Annotated in this window: 18 protein-coding genes; 11 read left to right on the forward strand and 7 right to left on the reverse strand. The window is 72.1% G+C overall.

Annotation, left to right across the window (positions count from 1 at the left end; all coding sequences use genetic code 11):
* Positions 1-505: 505 nt before the first annotated feature.
* The 4 genes from IF655_RS13240 (at position 506) to IF655_RS13255 (ending at position 3,180) form a co-directional block, all read left to right on the forward strand.
* Positions 506-1,174 (forward strand): TetR/AcrR family transcriptional regulator, encoded by a 669-nt coding sequence (locus IF655_RS13240; RefSeq protein WP_199584922.1) that lies wholly within the window; start codon positions 506-508, stop codon positions 1,172-1,174.
* Positions 1,171-1,506 carry a hypothetical protein gene (locus IF655_RS13245; protein WP_199584923.1) on the forward strand — a complete coding sequence of 112 codons (336 nt, stop codon included), beginning with the start codon at positions 1,171-1,173 and terminating at the stop codon, positions 1,504-1,506. Before IF655_RS13240 ends, IF655_RS13245 begins: the two co-directional genes overlap by 4 nt.
* A gap of 111 nt (positions 1,507-1,617) precedes the next feature.
* A complete protein-coding gene (locus IF655_RS13250; protein WP_199584924.1) occupies positions 1,618-2,661 on the forward strand; it encodes a C40 family peptidase in 1,044 nt (347 codons plus the stop codon).
* Positions 2,662-2,937: 276 nt separating this feature from the next.
* A complete protein-coding gene (locus IF655_RS13255) occupies positions 2,938-3,180 on the forward strand; it encodes a hypothetical protein (protein ID WP_199584925.1) in 243 nt (80 codons plus the stop codon).
* 79 nt (positions 3,181-3,259) lie between these two features.
* On the opposite strand, the gene IF655_RS13260 is transcribed toward IF655_RS13255, so the two are convergent.
* From IF655_RS13260 to IF655_RS13280, 5 genes are read right to left on the reverse strand one after another with little or no spacing between them, the layout of a single operon-like run.
* A complete protein-coding gene (locus IF655_RS13260) occupies positions 3,260-4,513 on the reverse strand; it encodes a styrene monooxygenase/indole monooxygenase family protein (RefSeq protein WP_199584926.1) in 1,254 nt (417 codons plus the stop codon).
* Positions 4,514-4,541: 28 nt separating this feature from the next.
* Positions 4,542-5,207, reverse strand: a complete 666-nt coding sequence (locus tag IF655_RS13265; RefSeq protein ID WP_199584927.1) for an ATP/GTP-binding protein — start codon at positions 5,205-5,207, stop codon at positions 4,542-4,544.
* Entirely contained in the window at positions 5,188-5,628 is a 441-nt protein-coding gene (locus IF655_RS13270; protein ID WP_199584928.1) for a DUF742 domain-containing protein, read from the reverse strand. Before IF655_RS13270 ends, IF655_RS13265 begins: the two co-directional genes overlap by 20 nt.
* Positions 5,625-6,122 (reverse strand): roadblock/LC7 domain-containing protein, encoded by a 498-nt coding sequence (locus IF655_RS13275; RefSeq protein ID WP_199584929.1) that lies wholly within the window; start codon positions 6,120-6,122, stop codon positions 5,625-5,627. Before IF655_RS13275 ends, IF655_RS13270 begins: the two co-directional genes overlap by 4 nt.
* On the reverse strand, positions 6,119-9,814 hold the full coding sequence (locus IF655_RS13280) for a nitrate- and nitrite sensing domain-containing protein (RefSeq protein ID WP_199584930.1): 3,696 nt from the start codon (positions 9,812-9,814) through the stop codon (positions 6,119-6,121). The genes IF655_RS13275 and IF655_RS13280 overlap by 4 nt, the downstream gene beginning before the upstream one ends.
* 384 nt (positions 9,815-10,198) lie before the next feature.
* Here IF655_RS13280 and IF655_RS13285 point away from each other — a divergent pair, with 384 nt between their 5' ends.
* The gene (locus IF655_RS13285; protein WP_199584931.1) at positions 10,199-10,987 is read left to right on the forward strand and encodes a protein phosphatase 2C domain-containing protein; all 789 of its coding nucleotides are present in this window, start codon (positions 10,199-10,201) and stop codon (positions 10,985-10,987) included.
* 6 nt (positions 10,988-10,993) lie between these two features.
* Here the strand turns inward: IF655_RS13285 and IF655_RS13290 are convergent, their stop codons facing one another.
* Positions 10,994-11,485 carry a MarR family transcriptional regulator gene (locus IF655_RS13290; protein WP_199584932.1) on the reverse strand — a complete coding sequence of 164 codons (492 nt, stop codon included), beginning with the start codon at positions 11,483-11,485 and terminating at the stop codon, positions 10,994-10,996.
* 236 nt (positions 11,486-11,721) lie between these two features.
* Here IF655_RS13290 and IF655_RS13295 point away from each other — a divergent pair, with 236 nt between their 5' ends.
* Complete coding sequence (locus IF655_RS13295) at positions 11,722-12,567, forward strand: lysozyme (protein WP_199584933.1); 846 nt, start codon at positions 11,722-11,724, stop codon at positions 12,565-12,567.
* Between the two features lie 121 nt (positions 12,568-12,688).
* Here the strand turns inward: IF655_RS13295 and lon are convergent, their stop codons facing one another.
* Positions 12,689-15,112: an endopeptidase La gene (lon, locus tag IF655_RS13300; protein ID WP_199584934.1), complete on the reverse strand. Its 2,424-nt coding sequence runs from the start codon at positions 15,110-15,112 to the stop codon at positions 12,689-12,691.
* Positions 15,113-15,308: 196 nt separating this feature from the next.
* Between lon and IF655_RS13305 the strand changes: the two genes are divergently transcribed.
* The 5 genes from IF655_RS13305 to IF655_RS13325 all read left to right on the forward strand — a co-directional run bounded on the left by IF655_RS13305 (position 15,309) and on the right by IF655_RS13325 (position 23,518).
* Positions 15,309-15,986 (forward strand): spermidine synthase, encoded by a 678-nt coding sequence (locus IF655_RS13305; RefSeq protein WP_199584935.1) that lies wholly within the window; start codon positions 15,309-15,311, stop codon positions 15,984-15,986.
* Positions 15,987-16,094: 108 nt separating this feature from the next.
* On the forward strand, positions 16,095-16,835 hold the full coding sequence (locus IF655_RS13310) for a response regulator transcription factor (RefSeq protein WP_199584936.1): 741 nt from the start codon (positions 16,095-16,097) through the stop codon (positions 16,833-16,835).
* On the forward strand, positions 16,832-17,938 hold the full coding sequence (locus IF655_RS13315) for a cell wall metabolism sensor histidine kinase WalK (protein ID WP_199584937.1): 1,107 nt from the start codon (positions 16,832-16,834) through the stop codon (positions 17,936-17,938). Before IF655_RS13310 ends, IF655_RS13315 begins: the two co-directional genes overlap by 4 nt.
* A 312-nt stretch (positions 17,939-18,250) precedes the next feature.
* Positions 18,251-22,030: a multifunctional oxoglutarate decarboxylase/oxoglutarate dehydrogenase thiamine pyrophosphate-binding subunit/dihydrolipoyllysine-residue succinyltransferase subunit gene (locus IF655_RS13320; protein WP_199584938.1), complete on the forward strand. Its 3,780-nt coding sequence runs from the start codon at positions 18,251-18,253 to the stop codon at positions 22,028-22,030.
* A 1,308-nt stretch (positions 22,031-23,338) separates the two neighbouring features.
* On the forward strand, positions 23,339-23,518 hold the full coding sequence (locus IF655_RS13325) for a DUF6104 family protein (protein ID WP_018544467.1): 180 nt from the start codon (positions 23,339-23,341) through the stop codon (positions 23,516-23,518).
* The last annotated feature ends 91 nt before the right edge of the window (positions 23,519-23,609 follow it).

Raw genomic sequence — 23,609 nt, forward strand, 5'->3', positions numbered from 1 at the left:
CGGGCACCGGGCACCGGGCACCGGGCACCGGGCACCGGGCACCGGGCACCGGGCACCGGGCACCGGGCACCGGGCACCGGGCACACCATGCCCGAGCGCCCGAGCACGCCGGGCCACCGCGCCCGGGCACGCCCGGAGCGCCGTGACCGGGTCGGCCGGGGTCGCCGCAGCCGTCGTCACCGGACATCACCGGGCACGCCGAGCCACCGCGACAGGGCGCGCCCGGGACGCCTCAGCCGGGCGCACCAGAGCCGCCGCACCCACCGCCACCGGACATCACCCGACACACCGAGCCACCGCGACAGGGCGCGCCAGGGGCGCCTCAGCCGGGCGCACCAAGGCCGCCGCAGCCGTCGTCACCGGGCACGCCAGGGACGCCTCAGCCGGGCGCACCAGAGCCGCCGAGCCGGGCTCGCCGGACTCGGCGGGGGCGGTCGGGGCCGCCCGGCACCGGAACGACCGGGTCCGCCCGGTGGCCGTGAGCGGAGCGATTACGCTGCCGGGCATGAGCCCGCAGGCCCCCTCTCCCGCCTATCGACGCCTGAGCGTGGAGCAGCGTCGCAGTCAGCTTCTCGACGCGGCGCTGTCCCTCTTCGCGCACCGGGCGCCGGAGGACGTCTCGCTGGACGACGTGGCGGAGGCGGCCGGGGTCTCGCGACCGCTGGTGTACCGCTACTTCCCCGGTGGCAAGCAGCAGCTCTACGAGGCCGCGCTCACCTCGGCGGCGGACGCGCTGCGCCAGTGCTTCGACGAGCCGCGCGAGGGTCCGCTGGTACCCCGGCTGGCCCGCGCCCTGGACCGGTACCTCGCCTTCGTGGACCAGCACGACACCGGGTTCAGCGCGCTGCTCCAGGGCGGCAGCGTGGTGGAGACCTCCCGGACGACCGCCATCGTGGACGGGGTGCGCCGGGCCGCCGCCGAGCACGTCTTCCGCCACCTCGGCGTGACCGAGCCGGGTCCCCGGCTGCGGATGACCGTGCGGATGTGGATCGCGGCGGTCGAGGCGTCCTCGCTGATGTGGCTGGACGACGGCAAGCGTCCCCCGACGGACGAGCTGCGCGACTGGCTGGTGGAGCAGTTCACCGCCGTCCTCGCGGTGACCGCGCACCGCGACCCGCAGACGGCGGCGCTCCTCGGTGACCTGGCCGGGGATGACCGAGACTTGGGCGCGTGAAGAGTCAGGACACCCCCTTCGAGGGCGGCCCCATGGACGGCCGGGTGCTGCCCGTGCTGCTCGGTCCCACCGGGCACCCCCCGAAGACGTACCGCATCCCCGTCCCCGACGCGGCCGGCGGACCGCCCACGGTGCTCCACTACCGCCGCGAACCGCTGGGTCACACCAAGCGGCTGGGGCTGGTGCGCGGCTGGAAGTACGTCTACGACCCCGCGGGCGAGCGGAGCGGGGACCGCCCGCGCTGGCCGTGGTCCAAGCCCCTCCCGCGCCCCGCCGACGACACGGCGCCGGGCAACACGCCGGACGGCAAGCCGGACGACCCGACCGGGTGACAAGGTTGCGCCGGACCGCGCACGTCCGGCGCGCGCGTCCCGCGACAGGCACCCGATGCTCGCGGTACGGAGGAGGCGGAAGGTCCGCGGCTCCGCACCGGAGGTGATGGCGTGTCAGGAACGCTTCTGCGTCTGGCCTGTACGGCCGCGGTGGCCGCCCAGGCGGCTCTCGCGCCCGTGCCCGCGGCGGCCGAACCGGCGCCGCCGCGCTCGGCGTCCCAGTTGCTGACGGACCTTCAGCGGCTGTACCGGCAGACCGAGCAGGCCACCGAGACCTACAACGGCACCTCGGAGAAGCTGACCCGGCAGCGCGCCGAGGTACGCCGCCTCGACGACGAACTGGCCCGCGCGCGGCTGGCGTTGAACGGCAGCCGGGGCGACGTCGGGCGGCTGGCCCGCGAGCAGTACCAGAACAGCTCGGGCTTCTCCCCCTACGTCCGGCTGCTCCTCGCCCGCGATCCGCAGCAGGCGCTGGACGAGGGGCACGTCATCGGACGGCTGGCCAGCGCCCGCGCCCGGACCCTGGACCGGCTGACCGGCGCCGAGCAGCGGGCGGACACCGTGGCCAGGGCGGCGCGCAAGGCGCTGGACACCCAGGAGACCCTGGCGGACAAACAGAAACGGGACCGGGACGGTGTGACGGCCCGGCTGCGGGACGTGGAGCGGATGCTCGCCGCCCTCACCCCGGCGCAGCTCACCGAGGTGAACCAACTGGAACAGGACGGCGTGACCGAGGCGCAGAATCGTCTCGCCTCCTCCGGCGCACTGGGTCCGAACCGGCCCGCGTCCACCGCGGGCACCCGCGCGCTCAGCTTCGCGATGGACCAGATCGGCAAGCCGTACGTGTGGGGCGCCGAGGGACCGTCCGCGTACGACTGCTCGGGTCTGACCTCCCGCGCCTGGGCCCGCGCGGGCACCCCCATCCCCCGCACCAGCCAGGAGCAGTGGTCCTCGCTGCAACGCATCCCCCTGACCGCTCTCCGCCCCGGCGACCTGGTGATCTACTTCCCCGAGGCCACCCACGTCGCGATGTACATCGGCAACGGCAAGGTCGTCCAGGCACCCCGCCCCGGCGACCACGTCAAGATCTCCCCCATCGCCGCCAACCCCATCCTGGGCGCGGTCCGCCCGGACGCGCCCCCACGCCGCCTGTGACCACCGGAGCGAACCCCGACGTGACCCGGGGCGAACTCCGCCCGGCCGGATAACGACCCGGCCACATCACGCCCCTGACCGAACGCCAGGTCCCATGATTCCCCCCAGTGATCGACAAGCCCTGGGGAGACCATGCACGCCCGACGAGCCGCCAGCGCGGTCCTGTCAGCCGTTGCCCTCGCCGTCGCGACGACAGGATGCGGCAGCGGCGGGACCAGCGGACCGACACAACCGGAGCAACCGCCCGGTCTCCCGGGTGCGACACCGAACGCGAGCGTGGCGGCGGCCCGCGTGGCCTGCGTCGACGCCTGGGCGGATCTCCTCCTCGCCCACCCCAGGCACTGGAGTCCGAAGAAGGACCCGACACCCGAGGAGTGCGCGGGCATGTCCGGGGACATGGCGATCGAGCTGAATCACCAGGGGTGGATGAAGGCCGAGGAGGAGCGGGCCAGGCGGGCCGCCGAGTCGCCGGTCGACGACGGCGCCTCCCTGACGGCGTCCGGGACGGAGCGGCCGTAGGTCCCGTGGCGCCCGGACCAGGAACGGCGACAGCCCCGGAGAGGAGATCTCCGGGGCTGTCGGCGGGCTGGGAAGCGGATCAGGCTCCGGTGACCGAGCCCAGGTATGCCGCCGTCTTCTCCGGGTCGTAGAAGAAGTTCTCGAAGTCGGCGGGGTTGTCGAAGCCGTTGGCGAAGCGGTCCGCGACCGGCTGGAGCTGTCCGGCGGCGCCGATCAGGTTGAGGATGTGCTCCGGCGGCGGGGCGAGCATCGCGTTGGTCCACTTGGTGACGTGCTGGGCGGTGTCCCAGTAGCGGTCGAAGGTGGCCCGCATCCACTCCTCGTCGAAGGGCTCGTCACCGCGCTCCAGGATGGAGGCGAGGTAGGCGGCTGCGCACTTGGACGCGGAGTTCGAACCCTGGCCGGTGATCGGGTCGTTGGCGACGACCACGTCGGCCACGCCGAGCACCAGACCGCCGCCGGGGAGGTGACCGACGGGGTTGCGCACGGTCGGCGCGTAGCGTCCCGCGAGGGTGCCGCCCGCGTCGGTCAGCTCGACCTTGGTGGCGCGCGCGTACTCCCAGGGCAGGAACTTCTCCATCAGCTCCAGCGTCAGGGAGAGGTGCTCGGTGGGGTCCTTGACGCCGTTGAAGACGTCGAGCGGACCGCCGGGTATGCCCTCCCAGAACAGGATGTCGGCACGACCGGAGGTGGTCAGCGTCGGCATCACGAACATCTCACCGACGCCCGGCACCAGGTTGCAGCGGACCGCCTCGAAGTCCGGGTGCTCCGGACGCGGGCCGAGCCCGTGCACGTACGCCACCGCGAGCGCGCGCTGGGGCTCGGTGTACGGGGAGCGCTCCGGGTCGCGGGCGAACATCGAGACCAGCTCGCCCTTGCCCGCCGAGACCAGTACGAGGTCGTAGGTGCGGGAGAAGTAGTCCAGGTCGCCGACGGCAGCGCCGTGGATGACCAACTGACCACCGCGCTGGGCGAAGGTCTCCATCCAGCCGGCCATCTTGACCCGCTGGTCGACCGACTGCGCGTACCCCTCCAGCTTGCCGACCCAGTCGATGGCCCGCTGGGAGGGACCCGGGTCGAAGGAGCCGGGAGCCGCGACGGACACGCCGAGACCCTCGATCTTCGGAGCCTGGGACTCCCAGAAGTTGAGCTTCAGGTCCCGCTCGTGCCCCAGCGCCGTGTCGAACATGCACTGCGTCGACATGACCCGGCCGGAGCGGATCTCGTCCGCGGTCCGGTTCGACATGAGCGTGACCTCGTAGCCGTGCGACTGGAGGCCGAGGGCGAGCTGGAGTCCGGACTGCCCGGCTCCGACGACGAGTATCTTGCGCATACGGGGGTGTCTCCTACGGGGGCTGGGACTACTCGGGGGTGACGTCCAGCGCGTGGCCCACCAGGGCCAGCAGCGTCTCGATGGCCGAGATCCGGCGCCGGGCGTCCATGATCATGACAGGGATGTGCGCCGGAATGGTCAGCGCCTCCCGCACGTCCTCCGGCTCGAAGCTCTCCGTGCCGTCGAAGTGGTTGACCGCGACCACGTAGGGCAGGCCGCAGCTCTCGAAGTAGTCCAGCGCCGGGAAGCAGTCCTTGAGCCGCCGGGTGTCGGCCAGGACCACGGCGCCTATCGCGCCGCGCACCAGGTCGTCCCACATGAACCAGAACCGCTGCTGGCCCGGCGTACCGAACAGGTAGAGCACCAGGTCGTCGTCGAGCGTGATGCGGCCGAAGTCCATCGCCACGGTGGTGGACGTCTTGCCCGGGGTGGCGGTGAGGTCGTCGGTGTCCTCGCTCGCCTGGGTCATCAGGGCTTCGGTCTGCAGCGGAGTGATCTCCGAGACCGCCGTGACCAGGGTGGTCTTGCCCACGCCGAAGCCGCCCGCCACCACGATCTTGGTGGCGACGGGGGCGCGGCTGCGGTCCTGCTGCCAGGACTGCGGGTTCTCGTCGGGATCGGCGGTCCCGACGAGGGCGGAGACGGTGGAGACGTTCCCGACGGAGGCGGTGGCGTCAGAGACGACGGAGTCCACTCAGCACCCTTTCCAGCAGAGCGCGGTCCGGACGGCCGGTGCCGTGACCGGTTCCGGTGCCGTACACACGGATCTTTCCCTGGTCCGCGAGGTCGCTCAGGAGCACCCGGACCACGCCGAGCGGCATGCTCAGCAGCGCGGCGATCTCGGCCACCGTGCGCATACGGCGGCACAGTTCGACGATGGCCAGCATCTCGGGCATGACCCGGGCGCCGGTGGAGCCATTCGTCAGTTCCTTGCGCTCCTCGGGGGCGTCGATGGCCGCCGTGGTGGCCACGAACGTCTCCACCAGGAGGACGTGGCCGAAGCGGGTGCGCCCGCCGGTGAGCGAGTAGGGGCGCACGCGCGCGGCCTTGCGGTCGCCGCCGCGCACGGGAAGCTGCCCCTTCTTGGCCTTGTTCCTCGTCTCCGTCCTGCTCATCGGCCGCTCCCCGTCGTCTCGGACTCCAGCGATTTCCTCAGCTCGCTGCGGAGTTCGGGCGTGAGCACGTGTCCGGCACGGCCGACGAACAGGGCCATGTGGTACGCCACGACGCTCATGTCGCACTCGGCGGAGCCGTGCACGCCGAGCAGCGAACCGTCGCTGATCGACATGACGAACAGGCTTCCCTCGTCCATCGCGACCATCGTGTGCTTGACCCCGCCGGAGTCCATCAGCTTGGCGGCGCCGACGGTGAGGCTGCCGATGCCGGAGACGATGGTGGCGAGGTCGGCGGCGCTGCCGCGCGGACCCTTGGCAGGGCGTACCTGCCGGGACTCCTCCGCCCGCTCGGGGTCGGACGACAGAAGCAGCAGGCCGTCGGAGGAGACGACCGCCACGGACTGGATGCCGGGTACTTCCTCGACCAGGTTGGTCAGCAGCCAGTGCAGGTTGCGGGCTTCACTGCTCAGTCCGTAGGTACTGGGCGTGGTCAACTGCTTGCCTCCTCGGCTGGGCCCCCCGTGGCTTCTTCGACGTGTTCGCCGGTGGCGGGCCGCTCGTTCCGGTCCGTCTGGTCGGCGATCTCCGCTTCCACATCCCGGTAGCCGGCCTGGGCTCCGCGGCGGAATCCGCCGAGCCTGCGGCGCAGTGCCTCGGCGTCGACGCTTCCGCCGCGCGGAGCCACCGGCGCCTCGGGTGCGGTGATCTTGGGTGTGCGCTTGGGGAGTCCCTTGGCCGTCAGCCGGTCCTCCGCCTCCGTCTCGTCCGCCGCGCGGTCGTGAGCGGTCCCCTCCCCAGGGGCGTCACCTGACCTCGGGGCGGGGATACGCGCCTGCGGCACGGACTCGCTCCGCTCGTGCTCGGCACCGGACGACGCGGCGCCGGCGCCGGGCCAGTCGTCGCCCTGCGCCCGGCGGGTGACGCGCTCGGCGGCGATGCCGGACGACTCGTCCGACGCGCCGGGCCAGTCGTCGCCGTCACCGGACCGGTCGGCACCGGCGCCGGGCCAGTCGTCGTCCCCGCCGGACCGCGAGGCACGCGCGCCGGAGGGCGCAGCGGCGTCGGACCGGTCAGCGTCGGCGCCGGGCCAGTCGTCGTCCTGAGCCCGGCGGGTGGCGCGCTCGGCGGCGGTGCCGGACGGCTCGTCCGACGCGCCGGGCCAGTCATCGTCCCCGCCAGACCGCGCGGCGCGCGCGCCGGAGGGCGCGGCAGCGTCGGACTGGTCAGCGTCGGCGCCGGGCCAGTCATCGTCCCCGTCGGACCGCGCGGCACGCGCCCCGGAAGGCGCGGCGGCGTCGGACCGGTCGGCATCCGTGCCGGGCCAGTCGTCGTCCGGAGCGGACCGGGCCGGCCGCGGCACGGAAGGCGCGGCAGCGGTCTCCGACCGCTCGCCCGACGCACCGGGCCAGTCGTCGCCGTCGCCGGACCGCGCGCCACGCGCGCCAGAAGGCGCGGCAGCGTCGGACCGGTCGGCACCAGTGGGCCAGTCATCGTCCTCGCCGGACCGGGCCGGACGCGGCACGGAAGGCGCGGCAGCGGTCTCCGACCGCTCGTCCGACGCACCGGGCCAGTCATCGTCACCGCCGGACCGCGCGGCGCGCGCGCCGGAGGGCGCAGCGGCGTCGGACCGGTCGGCACCGGCGCCGGGCCAGTCGTCGTCCCCGCCGGAAGGCGTGGCCGCGGGTCCGCCGGGCCAGTCGTCGGGGCGGGCTGCGCGGGCGGCGAGGCGCTGGGCGCGGGCGATGCGGCCGGAGCCCTCGCCCGACGGCCTGGCTTCCTCGACCGGCCGAACGGCGTCCGCGTCGGCGTCCCCGTCCGTGGCTGCGGCATCAGCGGACGCGGCACCGGCAGCCCCGTCCTCGGTGTCCGTCTCCGGGAGCAGCAGCTCCATCGTGGTCTCGGTGACCAGCGGCGGTACGCGTCCGGCGGAGCCGTCCCGCGCCTCGTTCTCCCGTACCGCCTTCTCCGCGAGGGCGACCAGCGGGTCGGCGCCCTTGTCGCGACCGCGCAGGACGTTGGAGTTGGCCTCCGCGTCGGCGCCGGGCAGCGAGAAGGACTGGGTGACGTCGCGCCGGGTGGAGGGGTGCGGGATCGCGGCGACCGGGGTCTCCGCGAGCAGCGCCTCGGGCAGGACGACGACCGCCGCCACTCCCCCCTGCTTCTGCTCGCGCAGCTTCACGCGGATGCCGTGCCGGTGGGCGAGCCGGGCCACCACGTACAGACCGAGACCGAGACCCTCGGCGCCCTCCTGCTCGTACGGCGACTCCGGGTCGAACTCCGCGAGGCGGGCGTTGAGCCGGTCCATGCGCTCGGTGGTCATGCCGATGCCCTCGTCCTGGACGGAGAGCATGACCTCGCCGGACTCCAGCATCCAGCCGGAGACCTCGACGGGCAGGTCGGGCGGGGAGAACGAGCTGGCGTTCTCCATGAGTTCGGCGAGCAGATGGGAGAGGTCGTCGGCGGCGAACCCAGCCACATGGGCGTGCGGGGGCAGCGCGGCGATACGGACACGCTCGTAGCGCTCGATCTCGCTGACGGCCGCGCGGACCACGTCGACCAGCGGGACCGGACCGGGGTGCGGCAGGACGTGCTCGGTGCCGGAGAGGACGAGCAGGTTCTCGCTGTGGCGGCGCATGACCGTGGCGAAGTGGTCCAGCTTGAACAGCGTGGCCAGCCGCTCGGGGTCCTGCTCGCGCTCCTCCAGACCCTCGATGACCGAGAGCTGGCGCTCGACGAGACCGAGGGTGCGCAGCGCGAGGTTGACGAAGGTGCCGCCGATGCTGGTCCGCAGCCGCTCCAACTGGGCGGAGGACTCGGACAGTTCGGTACGGAGCTGCTCGCGCGCGTCGGCCATCTTCTGCCGCTGGCCGACCAGGTGCTTGCGGTCGGTCTCCAGCGTGCCGACCCGCTCGTGCAGCGCGACGGCGTGCGCGTGCAGCGCGTTGACGGAGCGGACGACCTGGGCGAACTCGTCGTTGCGCCCGGTGAAGGCGATCGGCTGCTCGGTCGTCGGGTCCTCGGCGCCGGCCAGCCGGGCCGAGCCGCGGCGCAGCACGGACAGCGGGCGGGTCAGCGTGCGGGCCATGCCGGTGGCGATGCCGACGGTGACCAGCAGCAGCACGCCGAGCGCGGCGACGCGGATCTCCAGCGCGGTGACGTCGTCGTCCCGCATCCGGGCGAGGTCCTTGGTGCGCCGGTCGTAGAGGGACTGCTCGGCGCCGCGCATCAGGTCGACGCGGGCGGAGAGCGTGGCGTCCAGCTTCTTGGGGCTGGTGTTCAGCTCGCTGTCGCCGAGGGTCGGCTGGTCGGTGAGGGTGGCGAGGTACTTCTCGGCGGAGTTGACCTCGCCGCCGGTCACCGTGGAGTCGAAGGAGGTGACCGCCTGCTTGGTGCCGGTGGCGCGGAAGTCCGCGAGGGAGGCGTCGGCGCGCAGCCGGGCCTGCTGGGCGGCGGCGGTGAGCGCGTCGCGCTGCTTGCGGTCGGCGTCAGTGGTGGTGCGGGTGGTGACGGGCAGACCGGTGACCGGGCTGATCACCGTGCGCGGAGTGGAGGGCACGCTGAGCGCGGCCAGCAGCAGACCGCGCGCGGCGGCGGACTGCTGGACGGCGGTGTCCAGTTCGGCGAGCGCGTAGCTGCCGGTCCCGGCGCGCGGGGGCATCTTCTCGGCCAGCTCCATGGCGAGCCGGTGCAGGTCCGCGATGGTGGCGGAGTACGCCTGCTGGGTCTGGAGCGCGTCCGTCTTTCCCGTGAGCGCGGTGCGGCGGACTGCCGCTATCCCGTCGAGGTCGGCTCGCAGCCGGGAGGGGATGCCGGTGTCGGCGCGCAGGTCCTCGACCTGGCGGTCCACCCGGGCGCCGCGCTCCTCGGAGGGTGCCTTGGACTTGGGACGCCCCGCCGCCACGTAGGCGGTGACCTCGTCGCGCTCGTCGGCCAGGGAGTGCGCCAGCGCGAGGGCGTCCTGGGTACGGGCGGACAGGGTCGCCAGCTCCTGGGACTCGCTGAGGTCCTGGGACGCGCCGAGCAGCGCGGGCGCGCCTGCTCCGGCGATGGCCGCGGCCACAACCGCCACCGCGACGATCAGCCGGGTGCGCACATGAGTGGGGCGTCCGGCGCCCACGGGGGTCTGCTCGGCGACCCCCTCGGGGGCCGTCTGCCTGCCTGTGCGCCGAGGCCGCTTCTTCTGCACCGGTGCTCGCAATCCTGAACTCGTCTACCGAAGGGCCCGGGTGGCGCCCCGTCGTCTCGGTGCCAAGTGGTGCGTACACCCGGTTCGTACGGTTCCCGACCCTCCCAGCGCCGGTGGGCAGTGGCCGCGCATCACCTGACCCGCCACCCGAAGGAGTGAACATCGGAGGGGAGTTGGCGGGCAAGTTCCGCCGGGCGGTCCGACACCCCTGCGCGGCGGGCCGGTTGGACGCGCGGGGCAGCCTTTGGCAGTATTCGCCGCCACGTCTTGCCGTAGTACGCCAATTACCCTCAAACCAGGCGCCGATGTGAGCCCGAGGGCTCAAATGCGCCATGGTCGACGAGGTTTGGCGATTTCTGTGGAGGGTTCGTGCAGACTGGGCCGGTGCGCACTGAACTCGTCTCGGAACCCGGTGACCCGGACCGCCCCAACGAGGACTTCGCCGGGGTCGGACTACCCGCCTGCGGTCAGGGCGGTTGCGTGATCTTGCTCGACGGGGTGACACCGCCCCGCGGCGGGACCGGCTGTGCGCACTCGGTTCCCTGGTTCACCGCGCGACTCGGCGGGGCACTGACCGAACTGACCGTTTCCAACCGACATCTGACGCTGCCGGAGATTCTCGCGCACGCGATCGACCGAACCCGTTCCGCCCACTCTCAAACCTGTGACCTTTCTCACCCGCGAACACCGCAGGCCACGGTCGTTCTGGTCCGCTGGTCGGCCGACCTGCTGGAGTACCTGGTCCTGTCCGACTCGGCGCTGCTGCTGCGCTCCCCGGACGGGGCGGTCACCCCGGTCCTGGACGACCGTCTGGCCAGGCTCCCCCGCGAGGCGCTCGCCACCGACGCGCTGATCGACGCGAACCTGCGCAACAAGGAGGGCGGCTTCTTCACCGCCGCCGCCGATCCCTCGGTCGCCGCCCGCGCGGTCACCGGCAGCGTCCCGCGCGCGGAGGTCCGCGCCCTGGTGGCGTTGACGGACGGCGCCACGCGCTGGACGGAGAAGTTCCACGAGGGCGACTGGACGGCCCTGTTCGACCTGATCGCCGAACAGGGCGCCGACGCGCTGGTGGCCCGGGTGCGCGAACTGGAGGAGAAGGACCGCGAGGAGCGGACCTTCCTGCGCCGCAGCAAGACCCACGACGACGCGTCGGTGGTCCACGTCGCCTTCTGAGCCGGGCTACTTCTCCGCGAGTCCGTTCAACTGGTGCAGCAGCCGCGCCAGTTCGGCGACCTCGCGGCGGTCCCAGTGGGCGAGCTGGCTGACGTAACGGGCCCGACGTGCCTCGCGCACCGTGCCGACCCGGCGGCGCCCCTCCTCGGTGAGGGTGACGAGCCAGGCGCGGCCGTCGGCGGGATCGGGCTCGCGGGCGATCAGCCCCAGCTCCTCCAGCGCCCGCAACTGGCGGGACATGGTGGCCTTGCCGACACCGATGTACGCGGCAAGTTCCGTGGCGCGCCGACCACCGCACTCGTCGAGCCGGATGAGCAGGCCGTACGCGGAGGACTCCAGGTCGGGGTGGACCTCGCGGGCCATCTCCCCCTGGCTGGCGCGGGCGCGCCGCAGCAGCACGGTCAGCTCGCGTTCCAGCGCCAGGAACTCCTGGTCCGCGCAGCGCGGCACCTCCTGGCCGCCGGCGCCGTGCGCGCCGCCCATTCCGTCCTCGTGCACGTCAGCACCCCTGAATCGGTTTCGCGTCCTGAAATTTTCTGCCGAACCCCGTCATCACCGCAGCTCCGTCAGTATTTCGCAGGCGTAGACCAACGGCGGCATCGAAGCCCTCTTCCACCCGCTCATCTACGTGCGTAGCGTCAATGACCGGGCCCGACATGACAGACAGGCCCGACAGTTCCTGTGACATGACCACGATCCCCCCACTTCTCCTCGGATCGCCCAGGAGGTACGTCATGCCCGTGCACAGACCCGGCTCCCGCCGCCCCCACTCCCCCGGTTCCCTCGCGGGGCTCGCCCTGGCCCTGCTGACGGCGCTCGCGCTCGCCGCCCTCTGCGCCGTACCCGCCGCCGCCCGCACCGCCGCCGCGCCCGCCCGGGGCTCCGCCTGGCTCGGCATGGGCGTCCTCGCCCACGACGGCCGCTCCGGCACGCCCCCCACCGTCGCCGCCGCCGTCCAGACCGAGGGCGTCGACGTCTCCGGCCACCAGGGCAGCGTCGACTGGGCCACCCTCTGGAACAGCGGGGTCCGCTGGGCCTACACCAAGGCCACCGAGGGCACCTACTACACCAACCCGTCCTTCGCGCAGCAGTACAACGGCTCGTACAACGTCGGCATGATCCGCGGCGCGTACCACTTCGCCACCCCGGACACCACGACCGGCGCCGCGCAGGCCAACTACTTCGTGGACCACGGCGGCGGCTGGTCCCGCGACGGCAAGACCCTGCCGGGCACGCTCGACATCGAGTGGAACCCGTACGGCGACGCCTGCTACGGCAAGACCCCGGCCGCGATGGTCTCCTGGATCGCGGACTTCCTGAACACCTACCGGGCCCGCACCGGCCGGGACGCCGTGATCTACACGGCCACGAGCTGGTGGACCCAGTGCACCGGGAACTCCGCCGCGTTCGCCGCGAACAATCCCCTGTGGATCGCCCGCTACGCCGCCGCCCCGGGCACCCTCCCGGCGGGCTGGGGCGTGCAGACGATGTGGCAGTACACCTCGTCCGGTCCGACCGTGGGCGACCACGACAAGTTCAACGGCGCCCTGGACCGGGTGGTCGCGCTGGCCAACGGCTAGCCGCCGCCGTCCCGACCCGTCCCGTCCCGGGACAGCCCGAAGGCCCGGGTTCCACCAGGGAACCCGGGCCTTCGTACGCCCCTTCGCACAGCCGGTGCGGGCGCCGCCCGGCGCGTGGCCGTCACGCGGCCACGGGCACCTCGGGCGCCACCGCCCCCGCCGGGGCCAGCGCCAGCTCAAGCACCTGGCGTACGTCGGTCACGGCGTGGACGTCGAGCTTCTCCAGCACCTCGGCCGGGACGTCGTCCAGGTCCGCCTCGTTGCGCTTGGGGATGATCACGGTGGTCACCCCGGCGCGGTGCGCGGCGAGCAGCTTCTGCTTCACGCCGCCGATCGGCAGGACCCGTCCGGTCAGCGAGACCTCGCCGGTCATCGCCACGTCCGTGCGGACCAGCCGCCCGGAGAGCAGGGAGGCGAGAGCGGTCGTCATGGTGACACCCGCGCTCGGTCCGTCCTTGGGCACCGCGCCCGCCGGGAAGTGGATGTGCACGCCGCGGTCCTTGAGGTCGGCCACCGGCAGCTCCAGCTCCGCGCCGTGACTGCGCAGGAAGCTCAGCGCGATCTGCGCCGACTCCTTCATCACGTCACCGAGCTGACCGGTGAGGGTGAGCCCCGCCGCGCCCGTCTCGGGGTCCGCGAGGGACGCCTCGACGAAGAGCACGTCGCCGCCCGCCCCGGTGACCGCGAGTCCGGTCGCCACACCGGGCACCGCGGTACGGCGCTCGGCGGGGTCCTGGGCGGACTCGGGCACGTGGTGCGGACGTCCGACCAGACCGCGCAGATCCTCCTCACGGACCGTGAACGGCAGCTCCCGCTCGCCCAGTTCGTGCTGAGCGGCGACCTTGCGCAGCAGCCGCGCGACGGTCCGCTCCAGGGTGCGCACGCCCGCCTCGCGGGTGTACTCACTGGCGAGCTTGCGCAGCGCGCCCTCGTCGATCACGACCTCCTCGCCGGTCAGACCGGCGCGCTCCAGTTGGCGCGGGAGCAGGTGGTCGCGGGCGATGACGACCTTCTCGTCCTCGGTGTAGCCGTCCAGGCGGACGATCTCCATCCGGTCGGCCAGCGCCTCCGGGATCGCCTCCAGGACGTTGGCGGTGGCGAGGAACACCACGTCGGACAGGTCGAGTTCGACCTCCAGGTAGTGGTCCCGGAAGGTGTGGTTCTGCGCCGGGTCGAGCACTTCGAGGAGGGCGGCGGCCGGGTCGCCCCGGAAGTCCGAGCCCACCTTGTCGATCTCGTCCAGGAGCACGACCGGGTTCATCGACCCGGCTTCCTTGATCGCGCGGACGACACGGCCGGGCAGCGCGCCGACGTAGGTGCGCCGGTGCCCCCGGATCTCCGCCTCGTCCCGCACACCGCCGAGCGCGACCCGGACGAACTTCCGCCCCATCGCGTGCGCCACCGATTCACCGAGGCTCGTCTTTCCGACGCCGGGCGGTCCGACCAGCGCGAGCACGGCACCGCCGCGCCGCCCGCCGATCACGCCGAGACCGCGCTCACCGCGCCGCTTGCGCACGGCGAGGTACTCGGTGATGCGCTCCTTCACGTCGTCAAGACCGGCGTGCTCGGCGTCCAGGATCTCCTTGGCGCCCTGGATGTCGTACGCGTCCTCGGTCCGCTCGTTCCACGGCATCTCCAGGACGGTGTCCAGCCAGGTGCGGATCCAGGAGCCCTCGGGCGACTGGTCGGAGGAGCGCTCCAGCTTGTCGACCTCCTTGAGTGCCGCCTCGCGGACCTTCTCCGGGAGGTCGGCCGCCTCGACCCGGGCGCGGTAGTCGTCGGACTCCTCGGCGGAGTCGGCGCTGTCGCCGTTGAGCTGGCGCAGTTCCTTGCGGACCGCCTCCAGTTGGCGCCGCAGCAGGAACTCGCGCTGCTGCTTGTCGACGCCCTCCTGGACGTCCTTGGCGATGGTCTCGGCCACGTCCTGCTCGGCGAGGTGGTCGCGGAGCTGCTGGGTGGCGAGCTTCAGCCGGGCCACCGGGTCGGTGGTCTCCAGGAGCTGGATCTTCTGGTCGGTGGTGAGGAAGGGCGAGTAACCGGAGTTGTCGGCGAGCGCGGAGACGCCGTCGATCGCCTGGACCCGGTCCACGACCTGCCAGGCGCCCCGCTTCTTCAGCCAGGTGCTGGCCAGCGCCTTGTACTCCTTCACCAGCTCGGTCACCTGACCGGGCAGGGGGTCGGGCAGGGTCTCCTCGACCCGGACGCCCTCGACCCACAGCGCGGCACCCGGACCGGTCGTACCGGCACCGATGCGCACGCGGTCGCGGCCCCGGATCAGCGCACCCGGGTCGCCGTCGGCCAGCCGGCCGACCTGCTCGACGGTACCGAGCACACCGGTCTTCGCGTACGTGCCGTCGATGCGCGGCACCAGCAGCACCTTGGGCTTGCCGGACTCCGAGCGGGCGGCGGCCTGCGCGGCCTCCACAGCCGCCCGCACCTCGGCGTCACTCAGGTCCAGCGGTACGACCATCCCCGGCAGCACGACTTCACCGTCGAGCGGCAGCACGGGCAGGACGAGCGTGAACGCCGTGGACTCATCAGCCATGATCTCCCCTTTGACAGTCAACTTGAGTAACACTGACTCAATGCTCGTGAGCCCTGGAATGTTCCCCACCCGTTGTTCACTCTGAGCGAACAACGAGGGGCGATCGCGTCGCCGCAGACGGGACCGGGTTCCGCATCACGCGCGGCTTCCGCAAAACGCGTGGTCCCGTCCCGTCCGGTCCAGCAGGATGACCCGCATGACCACGACGCACGACAGCCCCGTTGTCCTGGACCGGCGCGACGGGCCGTACGGCGAGGTGGTCCTGCGCCGGCACGGCGGTCTCCTCCAGATCATCGCCAACGGGTGCTTCCTGATGGACACCTCGGACGGGCGCTCGGAGCGGCTGCTGGTGGACGCGGCGCGGACCGCGCTCGACGGGCGCCCCTCGCCGGACGTGCTGATCGGCGGGCTGGGGGTCGGCTTCTCGCTGGCCCACGCGGCGGCCGATCCGTACTGGGGGCGGATCGTCGTGGTGGAGCGGGAGCCCGCCGTGATCGGCTGGCACCGGTCCGGACCGCTCGGGGAACTGTCGGCGGACGCCCTCGCGGACCCGCGCACGGCCGTGGTCGAGGACGATCTCGTCTCTTACGTCAATGAGACATCGGACACGTTCGACGCGCTGTGCCTCGACATCGACAACGGTCCCGGCTGGACCGTCACCGAGGACAACGGCGGTCTGTACACGAAGCCCGGACTCGCCGCCTGCGCAAGGGTGTTGAGACCGGGCGGGGTGCTGGCGGTGTGGTCGGCCCAGCCCTCTCCGGAATTTGAAGGAACCTTGCGGAATGCCGGGTTCCGGCAGGTGCGTACCGAAGAGGTGCCCGTTGCCCGTGGCGTTCCCGACGTGGTGCATCTCGCCGTCCGCCCTGGATAGCGACGGCGCGGCGTGTCCCCGTAATGTGCTGCCCTGACGCCGATCATCAGGCGTCGATCGCAGTCATGGGATCACCCCACGGATTCCGGAAAGCAGCAGGGGCGGGCGATGGAGCAGACACAGACCTCCCAGACCGGTGCGGCGAGCGCGACCCAGGGCGCCCAGCGCCGGGTGCTGGTCGTCGAGGACGACCCCACGATCGTCGACGCCATCGCGGCCCGGCTGCGCGCGGAGGGTTTCCTCGTGCAGACCGCGAGCGACGGCCCGGCGGCCGTCGACACCGCCGAGGCATGGCAGCCCGACCTGCTGATCCTCGACATCATGCTCCCCGGCTTCGACGGTCTGGAGGTCTGCCGCCGCGTGCAGGCCGCCCGTCCGGTGCCGGTGCTGATGCTCACCGCGCGCGACGACGAGACCGACATGCTGGTGGGTCTCGGGGTCGGCGCCGACGACTACATGACCAAGCCGTTCTCCATGCGGGAGCTGGCGGCGCGTGTGCACGTCCTGCTGCGCCGCATGGAGCGCGCCGCCATCGCGGCCACCACGCCCCGCTCCGGGATACTGCGCCTCGGCGAGCTGGAGATCGACCACGCCCAGCGCCGGGTGCGGGTGAAGGCGGAGGACGTGCATCTGACGCCCACCGAGTTCGACCTGCTGGTGTGCCTGGCCAACACCCCGCGCGCGGTGCTCTCCCGTGAGCAGCTCCTGGCCGAGGTGTGGGACTGGGCGGACGCCTCCGGCACCCGGACCGTGGACAGCCACATCAAGGCACTGCGGCGGAAGATCGGCGCCGAGCGCATCCGCACGGTGCACGGTGTCGGGTACGCGCTGGAGACGCCGACGCCGTGAGCGGGGGACGGGAAGCCGCACGGAAGGGCCCCGGGGAGGACCAGCCCTGGGGCGGCGTACGCCCGTTCTCGATCAAGACCAAGCTGGGCGCGCTGGTCGTCATCTCGGTGCTGATCACCACCGGTCTGTCGATGATCGCGGTGCACACCAAGACCGAGCTGCGCTTCATCACGGTCTTCTCGATGATCGCCACGCTGCTGATCACCCAGTTCGTGGCGCACTCGCTCACCGCCCCGCTGGACGAGATGAACGCGGTCGCCCGCTCCATCTCGCACGGCGACTACACCCGCCGGGTGAGCGAGGGACGCCGCGACGAACTGGGCGACCTGGCCGTGACGATCAACGTCATGGCCGACGAGCTGGAGGCGCAGGACCGCCAGCGCAAGGAGCTGGTGGCGAATGTCTCGCACGAGCTGCGCACCCCGATCGCGGGACTGCGCGCGGTGCTGGAGAACATCGTCGACGGCGTCACCGAGGCCGACCCCGAGACCATGCGCACGGCTCTCCAGCAGACCGAGCGCCTCGGTCGGCTCGTGGAGACCCTGCTGGACCTCTCCCGGCTCGACAACGGCGTCGTCCCGCTGAAGATGCGCCGCTTCGAGGTGTGGCCGTATCTGTCCGGGGTGCTGAAGGAGGCCAACATGGTCGCCTCCGCGCGCGCGGGCATCGCCTCGGGCTCGGGCACCCACACCCGCACCGACGTGCATCTGCACCTGGACGTCTCCCCGCCGGAGCTGACCGCGCACGCGGACCCCGAGCGCATCCACCAGGTCGTCGCCAACCTGATCGACAACGCCGTCAAGCACAGCCCCGCCTACGGCCGGGTGACGGTGAAGGCGCGGCGCGGGGCGCAGCCGGAGTCGCTGGAGCTGGAGGTCCAGGACGAGGGTCCGGGCATCCCCAGGTCGGAGTGGCACCGGGTGTTCGAGCGGTTCAACCGGGGCGCGGTGACCCGTCCGCACGGTCCGGGCAGCGACGGCGGCACGGGGCTCGGCCTCGCGATCGCCCGCTGGGCGGTGGATCTGCACGGCGGCCGGATCGGGGTGGCCGAATCCGAGCGCGGCTGCCGGATCATCGTCACCCTTCCGGGGCTTTCCTCGTAGCCGAGTTGACGTAGAGTTCACTCCGGAAGACCAAGATCACCGATGATCCGCTCCGCCGGACGCGTGTGATCAGGTCCGGGCCCACGCAGGTCGACGAACGACCGCGTCCAGGGGCCTGGTTCCTCGCACCCTCACCCTCGCTCTCACGTGCGGAACCACGCTTGTTTCCCGCCATTTCCGGCCCCGAAACGCGGTTCCCGGTGTGACTTACACGACGATGAACGGGCCCGACCTGACCTTCCCCCTCCGGGAGGCGTAGCCTTTATTCCCGCTGTCCATCACCTTGTGAAGCGGAAGAGGGCGGTTGCCGCCGTGTCGCCACAGTCCCCCAGTAACTCGAACCTTTCGACCGACGACCAAGCCGGGAAGAACCCCGCCGCGGCGTTCGGCCCGAACGAGTGGCTCGTCGACGAGATCTATCAGCAGTACCTCCAGGACCCGAATTCGGTTGATCGCGCCTGGTGGGACTTCTTCGCCGACTACAAGCCGGGGGCTCCTGCCGCCTCGGCTCCGGTGAGCGCCACGGCCGCGGGGGCCGCGGGGACCACCTCGGCCGCTCCGGCCCAGGCCGCGCCCGCCGCGCAGCCCCCGGCCGCCGCGAAGCCCGCCGCCGCTCCGGCCCAGACCCCGGCTCCGGCCCCGGCGGCAAAGGCCGCCCCGGCCCCCGCCAAGCCCGCGCAGGCCCCGGCCGCCGCTCAGCCGAAGGCAGCCGCTCCGGCCGCCGAGGGCCCCGAGCTGATCACGCTGCGCGGCCCGGCCGCCGCCGTGGTCAAGAACATGAACGCCTCGCTGGAGCTGCCGACCGCCACCTCGGTCCGCGCGGTCCCGGTGAAGCTGCTGTTCGACAACCGCATCGTCATCAACAACCACCTGAAGCGCGCCCGGGGCGGGAAGATCTCCTTCACGCACCTGATCGGCTTCGCCATGGTGCAGGCCATCAAGGCCATGCCGTCCATGAACTGGTCGTTCGGCGAGAAGGACGGGAAGCCCACCCTCGTCAAGCCGCCGCACGTCAACCTCGGTCTCGCCATCGACCTGGTCAAGCCCAACGGCGACCGCCAGCTCGTCGTCGCGGCGATCAAGAAGGCCGAGACGCTGAACTTCTTCGAGTTCTGGCAGGCGTACGAGGACATCGTCCGCCGCGCCCGCGAGGGCAAGCTGACCATGGACGACTTCACCGGGGTCACGGTCTCCCTGACCAACCCCGGCGGTCTCGGCACCGTCCACTCGGTCCCGCGCCTGATGCCCGGCCAGTCGGTCATCATGGGCGTCGGCTCCATGGACTACCCGGCGGAGTTCCAGGGCACCAGCCAGGACACCCTGAACAAGCTCGGCGTCTCGAAGGTCATGACGCTCACGTCGACCTACGACCACCGGACGATCCAGGGCGCCGCCTCCGGCGAGTTCCTGCGCCAGGTCGCGAACCTTCTCCTCGGCGAGAACGGCTTCTACGACGACATCTTCGAGGCGCTGCGCATCCCCTACGAGCCGGTCCGCTGGCTCAAGGACATCGACGCCAGCCACGACGACGACGTCACCAAGGCCGCCCGCGTCTTCGAGCTGATCCACTCCTACCGGGTCCGCGGTCACGTCATGGCCGACACCGACCCGCTGGAGTACCAGCAGCGCAAGCACCCCGACCTCGACATCACCGAGCACGGGCTCACCCTCTGGGACCTGGAGCGCGAGTTCGCCGTCGGCGGTTTCGCCGGCAAGTCCCTGATGAAGCTGCGCGACATCCTCGGCGTGCTGCGCGACTCGTACTGCCGCACCATCGGCATCGAGTTCATGCACATCCAGGACCCCAAGCAGCGCAAGTGGATCCAGGACCGCGTCGAGCGCCCGCACTCCAAGCCGGAGCGCGAGGAGCAGTTGCGCATCCTGCGCCGCCTGAACGCGGCGGAAGCCTTCGAGACCTTCCTGCAGACGAAGTACGTCGGCCAGAAGCGCTTCTCCCTGGAGGGCGGCGAGTCCGTCATCCCGCTGCTCGACGCGGTCATCGACTCCGCCGCCGAGTCGCGCCTGGACGAGGTCGTCATCGGCATGGCCCACCGCGGCCGCCTGAACATCCTCGCCAACATCGTCGGCAAGTCGTACGCGCAGATCTTCCGGGAGTTCGAGGGCAACCTCGACCCGAAGTCGATGCACGGCTCCGGCGACGTGAAGTACCACCTGGGCGCCAAGGGCACCTTCACCGGTCTGGACGGCGAGCAGATCGCGGTCTCCCTGGTCGCCAACCCCTCGCACCTGGAGGCGGTCGACCCGGTCCTGGAGGGCGTCGCCCGCGCCAAGCAGGACATCATCAACAAGGGCGGCACGGACTTCACCGTCCTGCCGGTGGCGATCCACGGCGACGCGGCCTTCGCGGGCCAGGGCGTGGTGGCCGAGACCCTGAACATGTCGCAGTTGCGCGGTTACCGCACCGGCGGCACGGTCCACATCGTCATCAACAACCAGGTCGGCTTCACCGCCGCCCCGGAGTCCTCCCGCTCGTCCATGTACGCCACCGACGTGGCCCGCATGATCGAGGCGCCGATCTTCCACGTGAACGGCGACGACCCGGAGGCCGTGGTCCGCGTCGCGCGGCTCGCCTTCGAGTTCCGCCAGGCGTTCAACAAGGACGTGGTGATCGACCTCATCTGCTACCGCCGCCGCGGTCACAACGAGTCGGACAACCCGGCGTTCACCCAGCCGCTGATGTACGACCTGATCGACAAGAAGCGCTCGGTGCGCAAGCTCTACACCGAGTCCCTCATCGGTCGCGGCGACATCACCCTGGAAGAGGCGGAGCAGGCGCTCCAGGACTACCAGGGCCAGCTCGAGAAGGTCTTCACGGAGGTCCGCGAGGCCACCGCGCAGCCGGTCCAGGGCGAGTCCCAGGCGCCGAGCGACAACTTCCCGGTGGCGGTGCCGACCGCGATCTCCGCGGAGACCGTGAAGCGCATCGTCGAGTCCCAGATCGACATCCCCGACCACATCACCGCCCACCCGCGGCTGCTCCCGCAGCTCCAGCGCCGGGCGTCCATGGTCGAGGACGGCACGATCGACTGGGGCATGGGCGAGACCCTGGCCATCGGTTCGCTGCTCCTGGAGGGCACCCCGGTCCGCCTCGCGGGCCAGGACTCCCAGCGCGGCACCTTCGGCCAGCGCCACGCGGTGCTCATCGACCGGGAGACCGGCGAGGAGTACACCCCGCTGCAGTACCTCTCCGAGGACCAGGCGCGGCTGAACGTCTACAACTCCCTGCTGTCCGAGTACGCGGCGATGGGCTTCGAGTACGGCTACTCGCTGGCCCGCCCCGACGCGCTCGTGATGTGGGAGGCGCAGTTCGGCGACTTCGTCAACGGCGCGCAGACCGTCGTCGACGAGTTCATCTCCTCGGCCGAGCAGAAGTGGAACCAGACCTCCGGTGTGGTCCTGCTCCTCCCGCACGGCTACGAGGGCCAGGGCCCGGACCACTCCTCGGCCCGCCCGGAGCGGTTCCTGCAGCTCTGCGCGCAGAACAACATGACGGTCGCGATGCCCACGCTCCCGTCGAACTACTTCCACCTCCTGCGGTGGCAGGTCCACAACCCGGACCACCGGCCGCTGGTCGTCTTCACCCCGAAGTCGATGCTGCGCCTGAAGGCCGCCGCCTCGAAGGCGGAGGAGTTCACCACGGGCGAGTTCCGCCCGGTCATCGGCGACAGCACGGTCGACCCGGCCGCCGTCCGCAAGGTCGTCTTCTGCGCGGGCAAGGTCTACTACGACCTGGAGGCCGAGCGGGTCAAGCGCGGCATCACGGACACGGCGATCATCCGTCTTGAGCGTCTGTACCCGCTGCCGGGTGCGGAGGTCCAGGCGGAGGTCAACAAGTACCCCAACGCCGAGAAGTACATCTGGGCGCAGGAGGAGCCGGCGAACCAGGGCGCGTGGCCCTTCATCGCCCTCAACCTGATCGACCACCTGGACCTGGCCGTCGGCGCCGACGTCCCGGCGGGCGAGCGCCTGCGCCGCATCTCCCGCCGCCACGGCTCCTCCCCGGCAGTCGGCTCCGCCAAGCGCCACCAGGCGGAGCAGGAGCAGTTGGTACGCGAGGTCTTCGAGGCGTAACCCTGCGCGGGCCGCGTTCAGCGGGGCCCGGCTTCCGGATTCTTCCGGGGGCCGGGCCCTGCGGCGTTGGGCGCTGCGGGCGTGGGGTGGTCGAGGCGATGCCCTGCGCGGACCGCATCCAACGGGACCCGGCTTCCCGATTCGCCCAGGGCCGGGTTCTGCCCCGTTCGGCGCGCCCCGAGCGCGAGGTGTCCGAGACGTCGCCCCGCGCGGACCGCGTCCAGCGGGGCCCGGCTTCCGGAATCGTCCGGGGTCCGGGCCCTGCGGCGTTTCGGCGCGGCGAGTGCGAGGTGGTCGAGACGTTGCCCTGCGCGGGCCACGTTGAGCTGGGCCCGGCTTCCGGAATCGCCCGGAGGTCGGGCCCTGCCGCATTCGGCGCCGCGAACGCGAGGTGTCCGAGACGTCGCCCTGCGCGGGCCGCATCCAGCGGGGCCCGGCTTCCCGATTCGGGGCCGGGTTCTGCCCCGTTCGGCGCGCCTCGAGCGCGAGGTGGCCGAGACATCGCCCCGCGCGGACCGCGTCCAGCGGGGCCCGGTTTCCGGAATCGTCCGGGGCCGGGCCCTGCCGTATTCAGCGCCCCGAGCGCAAGGCCGCCGAGGACATCGGCACCGCGAACGCGAGGTGGTCGAGACATCGCCCTGCGCAGCCCGCGTCCAGCAGGGGGCCAGTTTCCGGACTCGCCCGGGACCGGGCCCTGCCCCGTTCAGCGCCCCGAGCGCCTGGTGGCCGAGGCGTCGCTCTGCGCGGACCATGTCCAACGAGACCCGGCTTCCAGACTCGCCCGAGGCCGGCCCGGCCGCCTTCGGCCCGGCGGCAAGCGCCCGCACCGCGTCTCCCCGTTCGGCCAGGGGCGGTCTGGCCTCCAGCTTCGTCCGGAGGCCAGCTTCCGGATTCCGTCCGGGACCGGGCCCTGCTCCGTCCGGCGCCGCGAACACGAGGTGGTCGATCCGTCGCCGCGCGGGCTGTGTCCAGCGAGGGGTGGCTTCTGGGCTCGTCCGGGTCCGGCCCCCGCTCTGTTCGGCCCGGCGGCAAACGCCCGCACCGCGTCTCCCGCCCGCGCGGGTCCCGTTCGGTCAGGGTCGGTCTGGCCTCCGGCTTCGTCCAGGGGGCCAGCTTCCGGATTCCGTCCGGGGGCAGGGCCCCGCCCCGTTCGGCCCGGCGGTGAGCGCCCGCGCCCGGGCGGGTGCCCGTGCGGCGAGGGGCGGCCCGCCTCCGGCTTCGGCCAGGAGGGCGCCCCTTTCCCGTTCGGTCCTGCGGCTGCCTATCATTTTCCTGTCCCTTCGCCTACCCACCGACGGAGCTCCAGCCATGTACTTCACCGACCGAGGCATCGAGGAACTGGAGAAGCGGCGCGGCGAGGAGGAGGTTTCCTTCGAGTGGCTCGCGGAGCAGCTCCGTACGTTCGTCGACCTGAACCCGGACTTCGAGGTCCCGGTGGAGCGGCTGGCGACGTGGCTGGCGCGGCTGGACGACGAGGACGACGAGTAGCCCCGCAGGGGAAGACCAGACCCTTTCAGCAGGCCCGCGGCGGACGGCACAGGCGTCCGCCGCGGGCCTGCTGTCGTACACCGGCACGAGC

The sequence above is a fragment of the Streptomyces sp. DSM 110735 genome (assembly GCF_016482685.1).
In the GTDB taxonomy this organism is placed as follows: domain Bacteria; phylum Actinomycetota; class Actinomycetes; order Streptomycetales; family Streptomycetaceae; genus Streptomyces.